At 42.6% G+C, this 10,202-nt stretch carries 11 protein-coding genes; 2 read left to right on the top strand and 9 right to left on the bottom strand.

Annotated features, from left to right (window positions below; translation table 11 throughout):
* The first annotated feature begins 47 nt into the window (after positions 1-47).
* The gene (locus G7Y42_RS13805) at positions 48-968 is read left to right on the top strand and encodes a mechanosensitive ion channel domain-containing protein (RefSeq protein ID WP_165006764.1); all 921 of its coding nucleotides are present in this window, start codon (positions 48-50) and stop codon (positions 966-968) included.
* Positions 969-1,244: 276 nt separating this feature from the next.
* On the opposite strand, the gene cbpB is transcribed toward G7Y42_RS13805, so the two are convergent.
* The 8 genes from cbpB to G7Y42_RS13845 form a co-directional block, all read right to left on the bottom strand.
* Positions 1,245-1,745 (bottom strand): cyclic-di-AMP-binding protein CbpB, encoded by a 501-nt coding sequence (gene cbpB / locus G7Y42_RS13810; protein WP_165006767.1) that lies wholly within the window; start codon positions 1,743-1,745, stop codon positions 1,245-1,247.
* Between the two features lie 111 nt (positions 1,746-1,856).
* On the bottom strand, positions 1,857-2,369 hold the full coding sequence (locus G7Y42_RS13815; protein WP_165006770.1) for a metallophosphoesterase: 513 nt from the start codon (positions 2,367-2,369) through the stop codon (positions 1,857-1,859).
* A gap of 3 nt (positions 2,370-2,372) precedes the next feature.
* A complete protein-coding gene (rph, locus tag G7Y42_RS13820; RefSeq protein WP_165006773.1) occupies positions 2,373-3,728 on the bottom strand; it encodes a ribonuclease PH in 1,356 nt (451 codons plus the stop codon).
* A gap of 2 nt (positions 3,729-3,730) precedes the next feature.
* Positions 3,731-4,552 (bottom strand): glutamate racemase, encoded by an 822-nt coding sequence (gene racE / locus G7Y42_RS13825; protein ID WP_165006777.1) that lies wholly within the window; start codon positions 4,550-4,552, stop codon positions 3,731-3,733.
* A 197-nt stretch (positions 4,553-4,749) separates the two neighbouring features.
* On the bottom strand, positions 4,750-5,406 hold the full coding sequence (locus G7Y42_RS13830; RefSeq protein WP_165006780.1) for an amino acid ABC transporter permease: 657 nt from the start codon (positions 5,404-5,406) through the stop codon (positions 4,750-4,752).
* 14 nt (positions 5,407-5,420) lie between these two features.
* Positions 5,421-6,068 carry an amino acid ABC transporter permease gene (locus tag G7Y42_RS13835; RefSeq protein ID WP_165006783.1) on the bottom strand — a complete coding sequence of 216 codons (648 nt, stop codon included), beginning with the start codon at positions 6,066-6,068 and terminating at the stop codon, positions 5,421-5,423.
* Between the two features lie 12 nt (positions 6,069-6,080).
* Positions 6,081-6,896: a transporter substrate-binding domain-containing protein gene (locus G7Y42_RS13840; protein WP_165006786.1), complete on the bottom strand. Its 816-nt coding sequence runs from the start codon at positions 6,894-6,896 to the stop codon at positions 6,081-6,083.
* Between the two features lie 13 nt (positions 6,897-6,909).
* Positions 6,910-7,647, bottom strand: coding sequence for an amino acid ABC transporter ATP-binding protein (locus G7Y42_RS13845; RefSeq protein ID WP_165006789.1), 738 nt, complete (start codon positions 7,645-7,647; stop codon positions 6,910-6,912).
* Positions 7,648-7,903: 256 nt separating this feature from the next.
* Between G7Y42_RS13845 and trpS the strand changes: the two genes are divergently transcribed.
* On the top strand, positions 7,904-8,914 hold the full coding sequence (gene trpS / locus G7Y42_RS13850; protein ID WP_165006791.1) for a tryptophan--tRNA ligase: 1,011 nt from the start codon (positions 7,904-7,906) through the stop codon (positions 8,912-8,914).
* A gap of 140 nt (positions 8,915-9,054) precedes the next feature.
* On the opposite strand, the gene G7Y42_RS13855 is transcribed toward trpS, so the two are convergent.
* The coding region (locus G7Y42_RS13855; RefSeq protein WP_165038307.1) for a hypothetical protein at positions 9,055-10,202 on the bottom strand (1,148 nt) is incomplete at its 5' end.

The following is a 10,202-nucleotide window of genomic DNA, read 5'->3' on the forward strand; positions in this document are numbered from 1 at the left end:
TTCTTGGTACAATACAGAAAGAATCATATTTTAGAAAAGAGGATTTTATGCTTTCATTACTAGCAACTGCAGGAACAACAGATTCTTCTGGCGAGACGCTGACTGATCAAGCAGTCAGTAAAGTGAACGCCTTTCAGCGTTTCTGGGATGGTATCGATTGGGATGCGATCTTAGCGGCTTTTATCCAAAAAAGTCTTTATTTAGTTTTTTTGATTATTCTCTTTGGAGTGATCAACCGGATCGGTAAATACTTGATTGATAAGTCTTTTAATCAGTATTCAAAAAAAGCGGTCCTTAATGAGAGCCGCCTGAAGACTTTACATAGTCTTTTAAACACGATTTTTCATTATGCACTCGGTTTTTTCTTTATTTACGCGATTTTATCAGCCATTGGCGTACCAATAGGCTCCCTGTTGGCAGGTGCCGGGATTGCCGGTGTGGCGATCGGGCTAGGTGCACAAGGGTTCATGAGTGATGTGATCACTGGGTTCTTTATCATCATGGAACAGCAAATGGATGTAGGGGATTATATCAAGCTAGCGAATCTTTCGATCGAAGGAACAGTCGTGTCAGTAGGGATCCGTACATTACAGCTGAAAGCGACCGATGGGACAGTCCATTTTATCCCCAACCGGAATATCACGACCATCAGCAATCTTTCTCGAGCGAACATGCAAGTACTCCTTGATATTCGTATCGTCCCGGAAGAAGGATATGACAAGATCTACGAGATCATCGCACAAGTCAACAGCCGTTTGGCGGAAAAATACCAAGAAGAACTGCAGACTGAACCTTCTATCTTCGGTCTAGTCGATCTCGGAAACAGCAACTTTGCTATCAGGACTGTCTGTTATGTATTGAATGGCAAACAGTACGCGCTGAAAGAAGAATTTTTAAGCTCCTATGTCAAAGAATTGACCGCTGCCGGATTTACGATTCCTAACAGCCCCATAGCGGTTGGCAAGTAGCTGAATCTGATACTACCGTAAAAATACTAAGAACAGAAAACAAGATATCTGATCTTGTCTACTGAACTTAGTATTTTTTTGAAGTCAGGATACTTGAAAAAAACTGAAGCCCTCCAGCCTACTTTAATGACCGCTCTATGATCGTATGCATCAATAACAGCATCAAAAGATAGCAATATCACCCCGCAGTTGCGGAAATCATATTGCTATCTTTCTTCTTTTACGTAATCAGTATGCACTCTTGATTTTTCTGCAGACGAGCATTTCCTGTATTACTTAGCTCACAATATCGATTTTTTCTTTCAATTCTTCGATTTTTGGAGACAGCACATTGCGACGCTCCAGTTCGTGTACCAGAAAGTTCACTGCTTTCAGCAGTTCTTTTCGGGTGATGATCCCTTTAAATACCCGTTCTTCCGTTACTACTGGAAGAAATGGTGAATCAACTAATAAATGGAGCACTTCTTCTAATTCCCAATTTTCGTCAATCGTAGGGACATCCGTTTCCATGACATCAGCCACTGTCAGCCCTTCCAAAGGATCCATGCTGATCGTTTGCAGATCGATCATCTTATTCACGACATCAGACAAGCTGACAAGTCCGACAAAATGATCATCTTTTCCTAAGACAGGGATTTTCGAATAGCCGACTTTCGATAAAACAAGCAAACCATGGGACAATGGATGTTGATACATTACATTTGCCACATTCTCCGCAGGAATCAGAAACGTTTCCTGGTTTTCCAGCAGCAATTCTCTTACTATAGGTCCAATCATCGGATGGCCTCCATTTCTATTTCATTCAACATCCCTATTCTATCGAAACCGGATGCAAAATTCACAAAATAACTCTTTTTTTTAGCAAAAATTAGAGAATTTTAAGGTAGCTTAGATGGAATACGTAAACTTCAATTCTTCGACTGGCTGATGTGCGCGATTGAAATATTGAATAACGATTTGGTCTTCTAATCGATCGATCAGCACATACGAAGGGATCTGGATCGGTCCTCTAGGTTGAGAGATACTACCAGGATTCAAAAACAAGATTCCTTGTTCCATCTCACAGCCAATCTGATGCGTATGTCCAAAAAAGACCATATTTGCACCAAGCGCTTCTGCTTCAAGTTTAAGCTGAGTCAGTCCGAAACGGACATTCGACAAATGACCATGGGTGATGAGAATGTTATCTTTTCCTGTGTCAACAAGCTTTTTCTGCTCAAACCCTGGACCAAAGTCGCAATTCCCCTGGACGACTTGAAAAGTCTCCCACAACGGATCTTCTGCTCCAAGTTCAGAATCGCCGCAGTGGAAAAAGAAATCTGCGGTCTGACGGTAGCGTTCTATTAGATCGACCAAGATTTCTCTGTCACCGTGATTGTCACTTACTACTAAATATCGCATCTACTATTCTCCTTCCAGCCAATTTTTCCATTTTGCATTCAATTTTTTCATTGCTTGTCCACGATGGCTGATCGCGTTTTTTTCTTCACTAGAAATGTTCGCAGCGGTTTTGTCCATACCTTCTGGGATAAATAAAGGATCATAACCAAATCCGTTGTCTCCATCCGGAATGCGAGCGATCCTGCCAGGCCACTCTGCTTCTACGACTAAACTGTCTTTTCCAGGTGCCGCAAAAACCAAGGTACAATGGAACTGTGCTGTTCTTTTTTCGTCAGGAACATCGGTCAGTTCATAAAGGAGTTTTGCGTTATTTCCAGCATCACTTTTCGGTTCTCCGGCAAAACGAGCAGAATAGACGCCGGGCATTCCGCTCAATGCATCGACTTTCAATCCAGAGTCATCTGCTAAGACTGGACGATCAAGTATCTGCGCGATTGTTTCTGCTTTCAGTCGGGCATTTTCTTCGAAGGTGCTTCCCGTCTCTTCTACATCAGGAATCTCAGGATAATCCAGTAATGTTTTGACTTGATAGCCTTCTTTTTTGAACATGTAACGAAATTCTTCTGCCTTTCCGGGATTTCTTGTCGCGATCACGATCGTTTTTGGCTCATCTGGATCCTTCTTTTCTTCCTGAGAGAATTCATTGAGAAGGACGTATTTTTGTTCTGCGATCAGCTGTTCGATTGCTGCTTTTCCGTAAAACAGCAGTTCGTTCAATTGTTCGCCATCAAAAGTCGCTTCTTCTCCAGTTCCTTGAATCTCGACAAATTTTCCGGATTCCGTCATGACAAGATTCATATCGACTAAGGCAGCAGAATCCTCTTGATAATCCAAGTCGGCTACACATTCGCCATTAGGTAAAATCCCCACGCTGATTGCTGCAAGGTGTTCCTTGATAGGGTCTTCTGTCAATTCTTTTTCTCTGAGAAGCTTCTCAACAGCTAATTTCAGAGCGACAAATGCCCCAGTGATACTTGCTGTCCTTGTTCCTCCGTCTGCTTGGACGACATCACAATCCACGATGATACTTCGCTCACCTAGCTTTTCCAAATCGACTATGGCACGTAAAGAACGGCCGATCAGACGCTGGATCTCCATCGTTCGCCCTGACAGCTTCCCTTTACTGCTTTCTCTTCGATTTCTTGTATTCGTTGCGCGAGGCAACATACTGTATTCTGCTGTTACCCAGCCGGTTCCTGTCTCCCTTAAGAATGGCGGAACAGAATCTTCCACGGTGGCAGAACAAATAACTGTTGTATCTCCAAAACGGATCACTACTGACCCTTCCGGATACTTGAAGACATTCGTTTGCAGTTCCAGCTTACGAAGCTCCTGCGCATTTCTTCCATCATGACGCATGTTTATTTTCCTCCTAAATCAATATGTTCGACACTCAAATGACCGTTCCCAAGCCAATCTTCTGCAATTTCTCGGAAGAGTTTGGCTGAACCAGTCGTATAAAATTTACATAACGTCCGGCCGCTTTGCGGTGAATTACTCAAATTGAAATAATCCAGAAGCATCGAGACTTCTCCAACCGTTTCTGCACCGGAATCAATCATCTGCACTTGTTCCCCCATCACGTTCTGGATGATCGGACGCAACAATGGATAATGAGTACAGCCTAAAATCAAAGTGTCGATATTTTTAGTTGTCAGAGGTGCTAGTGTCTCTGCAACGATTTTTTTTGCAACAGAAGAATGGTATTCATTGCTTTCCACGACAGAGACGAATTTTGGACATGCCAAGCTCGTGACTGAAAGCTCGGGCGCCTTTTCCTTTAAGGCAGTTTCGTATGCACCGCTTTTTACCGTTCCAAGTGTGCCAATGACACCGACATGCTGGTTCTTCGTTTGTTTGACTGCTGCTCTTGTGCCTGGAAGGATCACACCGATGACTGGGATATCCAGTGTCGCTTTGATTTCTTCTAAAGCTACTGCTGTTGCCGTATTGCAAGCGATCACCAGCATTTTGATCCCTTGTGCGACAAGATGATTGGTCATTTCCCAAGTAAACTGGATGACTTGCTCAGCGGGTCTGGGACCATATGGACACCGCGCCGTATCTCCTACATAGAGGATATTTTCGTTTGGCAGTTGTTTCAGTGCTTCTTTCACGACGGTCAAGCCGCCGACGCCTGAATCAATAAAGCCTATAGGGCGATTATCAGTCAATTGTATCATCCTTTTTCATTTTAATTCTATCTTCCCTATTGTGGACTTTTTGTGGTGATTTTTCAAGTGCTATCTCTCTTCTACAAAGGAGCAAATAGGCGGATTTTCTCTGAATTGGTTGATCAGAAATGAGAAAGACCTGCAAGATACATCCAAATGCACCTCGCAAGTCTATTCTGGTAGAAGCTGATAATCGAAATCAGCGATCAGTAACTATATCGTCGCTTTTCCAAATACCCTGAAAGCAGGGACAAAGCATAACATACAACAAAATACATGAGTGTCATCATGAGGAACATCGGCAGCACATAGTTCGTATTTTGTCCATAAACGATTCGAGCCTGATGGGACAATTCTGGTAAAGAAATGATGACCGCTAAAGAAGTATCCTTGATCAATGAGATCAGCTGGCTGACGATCGCTGGGATCATTGACTTGAAGGCTTGCGGCATCACGATCGTCCGCATCGTTTCTATATAGGTCAATCCTGTAGAAAGACCTGCTTCCATCTGCCCTTTCGGTACTGCATTGAGACCTGCTCGAAAAATCTCTGAAAGCATCGCCGATTCGAAAATCGTCAATGCTGCGACTGCAGACCAGAAGATATTCATCTGGATCCCGATTTGCGGCAATGCAAAATACGTGAAGAAGATGATCAGCAATAATGGCAGATTTCGAATGATATCGATGATCAGCCCAACGATTCTCGATAAAAACGGAATATCAGCAAAACGCACAACTCCTGTCAGACCACCGATCAAGAAACTGAAAATGATCGATACAAGTGAAACCTCGACAGTTACTTTTAGTCCTTCCAATAAAAATCGGATATTCATCCATGAAAAAGCACCGCTAAAATCCATTTATTTCCCTCCTTCTATGAACGAACTGCCCATTTTTTCTCAAGATAAACCATTAAGTAAGATAACGGTAATGTTATTACTAAGTAAAATAATCCGACAATGATATACGTATCAAATGTATTGAATGTTTCACTTGCAATCAGATCCCCCTGATACATCAAGTCCAGTCCGGCTACGATAGCTAAGATCGAAGAGTTTTTGACCAGATTGATGAACTGATTTCCTAACGGCGGAATAACGATCTTGAATGCTTGGGGCAAGATAATATAACGCATCGTTTCAGAATAAGTGAATCCTGAAGAAAGTCCTGCTTCCATCTGCCCTTTCGGTACTGTCTGGATACCGGAACGGACCGTTTCAGCAATAAATGCAGAAGTATAGATCGTCAAACCGATCGTTCCTGCTTGGAATCCATCTAAACTGAACCAGTAGATCGGCACGACCACGTAAAAGAACATCACAATGATCAGTAAAGGGATATTTCGGAAAAACTCTACATAGGCTTTTGCCAGTCTGCTGATTACTTTGTTCTTCGATAATTGGAAGATGGCCATCAGCGTTCCGATAATCAAGCTGAAAATCAAAGCCAGAATGCTTGAAAAAATCGTGATCTTGAACCCGTCTAAGAAGGTCGGTCCATATGTTTGTATCAACTCACTCATTGCTTCTCCTCCTTATTCTACTTTTCCTTCGGTCGCATTCGGGAACCATTTTTGGTAAATCTTGTCATAAGTCCCATCTGCGAGCATTTCTTCTAACGCTTGGTTCACCGCAGCCAAAAACTTGTCTTGACCTTTATTGATCGCGATTCCGTAAGGTTCGTTCGTAAATGTTCCTCCTGCCAATGTATATTCCGGGTTCTCATCGGCAATCCCCAAAAGAATAGCATTGTCAGTAGTCATTGCATCTCCTTGCCCAGATTGCAAAGCAGTGAAAGCTTCTGCATAATTTTCCAGCTCAAGAATATTTGCATCGGGTGCATGTTTTCTGATATTCGCAGCAGAGGTCGATCCTTTTACTGCTAATACAGTAGTCGAAGCGTCTAGATCGTCGACATTCTTGATGGGACTTCCTTTCTTCACTAACAGTGATTGTCCCGCATCAAAATAGACATCTGAAAAATCGACTTGTTTTTTTCGTTCCTCTGTGATCGTCATCGTGGCGATAATGGCATCAATGTTGCCATTTTTCAATAAAGGGATACGTGTTTTTGAAGTGACTTCGACAAATTCAGCTTTGCCGTCTTTGCCGAGGATTTTTTCAGTGAGTGCTTTTGCGATGTCGATGTCAAAACCCTGAACAGTCCTGCTTTCGATGTCCATCATTCCGAATAACCGTGTGTCATATTTCACGCCCCATGTGATCTCGTTTGTTGATTTGCTGCGTTCTAAAATATCTTCATTCGCTAATCCTTTTCCTTTACAGCCTGTCAATACAAGAAAAACCATCCCTAAAAGGAAAAGCAGACGTACATTTTTTATCTTGCGCATAAGTTTCCTCCTATCAGTGATTGATAACTTTACTAATAAATTGCTGCGCGCGCACTTCTTTCGGGTTTTCAAAGAATTCTTTCACATTTCGACTATCTTCCAGTACTTGTCCTTCTGCCATGAAGATCACTCGGTCTGCGACTTCTTTTGCAAAGCCCATTTCATGTGTGACGACGATCATCGACATGCCGTCATGCGCTAATTTTTTCATGACATCCAATACATCGCCGATCATTTCCGGATCTAGTGCAGAAGTCGGTTCATCAAACAAAAGCATTTCTGGGTTCATTGCTAAACCTCGAGCAATCGCGACCCGCTGCTGCTGACCACCCGACAGCATGGACGGATAGGAATCTTTTTTGTCTAGCATGTTGACTGTTTTCAGAAACTTTTCTGCGTTTTTCACAGCACTTGCCTGATCCTGCTTCAATACTTTGATAGGCGCAAGGGTGATGTTTTCCAAAACTGTTTTATTGGGATAAAGATTAAAATGTTGAAAAACCATCCCGATGTTTTTGCGTACCTCTGTCAATTTTGTCTTTTTATCTTGAAGATTCGTATCATTGATCAGAAGATTCCCTGAAGAAATCGTCTCCAATCCATTGATACAGCGAAGCATCGTACTTTTCCCTGAACCTGAGGGGCCAATGACAACGACGACTTCCCCTTTTTCAAATTCGAGATTGATATCTTTTAATGCGTGGAATTTACCATAGTATTTTTCCACATGATCAAATTTAATCATTGCCATAGAATTACACTCCCATTATTATTTAGTAAGATTTCTTTTAAAGATGTATAATAAAGTACATTATAGCGGAAACGTCCTCAATTTGTAAAGTTTCTTTAAACGTTTCATGAATCGTTTTCTTTTTTATCAGTTTTCTTACGTCTCTTCCCTCCTCCCGTTCTCTTTGTATTTTTTCATTTCGAACTGTTGTTTCTTTCTATAAAAAACGGTAAGATATTAAGTGCTTAGTCTTAGAAATCGCAAAGAGGTGTCTTTTTTGAAAAATATTATTTTAACTGGAGACCGGCCAACCGGAAAGCTGCATTTAGGTCATTACGTTGGCTCTCTCAAAACACGTGTGCAGATGCAAGCAGATGAAAACAATCAATTGTTTGTGATGATTGCGGACATGCAAGCACTGACGGATAACGCAAAAAATCCGGAAAAGGTTTCTTCAAATGTGCTCCAAGTCGCTCTTGATTATTTGGCTGTCGGATTAGATCCTGCCAAATCGACTCTTTTTATCCAATCTCAAGTACCTGAACTGGCTGAATTAACGATGTATTATTTGAACTTGGTGAGCGTTGGACGCGTACGCCGCAACCCTACAGTAAAAACAGAAATCGAACAAAAAAAATTTGGTGAAGGCGTACCGACTGGTTTCTTCATCTATCCTGTTTCCCAAGCAGCCGACATCACCGCGTTCAAAGCAAATCTCGTTCCTGTCGGCGAAGACCAGAAACCGATGCTAGAACAAACCCAAGAGATCGTCCAAAGCTTCAACCATACCTACGGCGATGTCTTGGTCGAACCAAAAGGCGTATTCCCGCCAAAAGGAATGGGTCGTTTACCTGGAATCGACGGAAACGGAAAAATGAGCAAATCTCTTGGCAATGGCATCTACATTTCTGACCCGGCAGATGTCGTTCAGAAAAAAGTCATGAGCATGTATACAGATCCAAATCATATCCATGTACAAGACCCAGGGCAAGTTGAAGGAAATATGGTCTTCACTTATCTGGATGTCTTCGGCACAGATAAAGAAGCAATCGAAGAAATGAAGGCTCATTACCGTCGGGGCGGTCTTGGCGATGTGAAGATCAAACGCTATCTGATCGATGTATTAGAAGCAGAATTCGCGCCGATCCGGGCACGCCGCGAAGAATTAGCGAAAGATCCTCAAGCGGTAATGGAGATCTTGCGAAAAGGAAGCGAAGAAGCAGAAAAAGTCGCGGCACAAACACTTTCTGAGGTGAAATCAGCGATGGGAATCAACTATTTCAATTGATGAACCGTCGTATTTGACCTTTGTGTGTTCATTTCCATACAAAAATAACCGAGCTATAGTTGAGCAGCTGCCTATTGCATGCGTATGCTCTCTATCGTTCGGTTTTTTGTTCTTCAAAAGCAGGATCAGAGTCTTTCACTTTAATTGAAATGATTGGCTAGTTCTTTGTCCGTGGCAACTTGTTTGTCGATCACTTGATTGATTTCTTCAAGAAGGGCCGTATACTGCTTTTCATAATTGGTCAGCTTTTTCAATGCGTTTTTGTATTCATTGATCGGTTGAGTGGCAATCACGGCTTCAGTGGCATTTCCTTCGTCAAGGGCGGACATCTGTTCAATTGTGGTCAAAGAAGGGCCAAGAGCTGCGGCGTCTCTTTTTGTTTGCTTCCAAAGTTCGCCAGCCTGTTCGATATTTTCTTGATACATTCGTTTGAAGCGGGTGATTTTTTCTTGTGTTGTCAGAATCATGCTTTCAGTGATCGTTTTTGCTGAGAGCGCATCCAAAAAAATCTCCTGTGAAGCAGTGAGTTTGCCGCTGCCAGCGGTTCGAAAGTGTTTTTCCAGCTTGGACAAAGCAGTCATTCGGGCATCTGTCAGATCTTGGGCTGCTTGTAGTCCTGTCCGCAATTTCCCGTTTTCATCTATCAAAGCAAGTTTTCTTAAAAGCATTGCTTGCGTCTTTCGCGTCAGAAAACCGTTCATTTCGTGGCCTTCGCCGTTTTCTAAAACGATTTTTTCACCTGGATACAAGCTGCCGAATAAACCAGCCACATTGTTTAAGGGATCATTTTCAGAAATCAAGTAGACTAAGCGTCCTTGGTAATCCTTTATGATTTTCTTGATCGAAGTACTTGGACTAAGTCGGATTTTCGGCAGATTCCTACCTCCTTGGATCATCGAGCTGAACAGTGCCTCCGTCAGTGAATTGTTTAATGGCGCGGCGTTATAGACAATGATCGTTGGTACCTGATACGCCATGCCTAAGATTGCCCCATTGCGTCCGCCAAGTGAGTGCCCGGTCACTGTCTCTATCGAATAACCCTCTTTTTTCAATCCTTTGAGAAACTCATTTCCTTGAGCAAAATAAAACGAAGATGCTTGGCTCCCGCTAAAAGCGATCGCTCCCCACTGAGAAATATCCTTCAAACTTTCCAATGTCCCGTTATCCATATTCGTTCCGGCAAAGCCGACCGTGACTTTGCCAGTTTGGGTATCTTTAAAGGCCACGCCACTAAGACTTGTGCGTTTGTCGTAGAACGCGTCAATGAATTCGAGGTGGGTGGGGAATT

It is taken from the genome of Enterococcus sp. ZJ1622 (assembly GCF_011038845.1).
Classification (GTDB): Bacteria; Bacillota; Bacilli; order Lactobacillales; family Enterococcaceae; genus Enterococcus_B.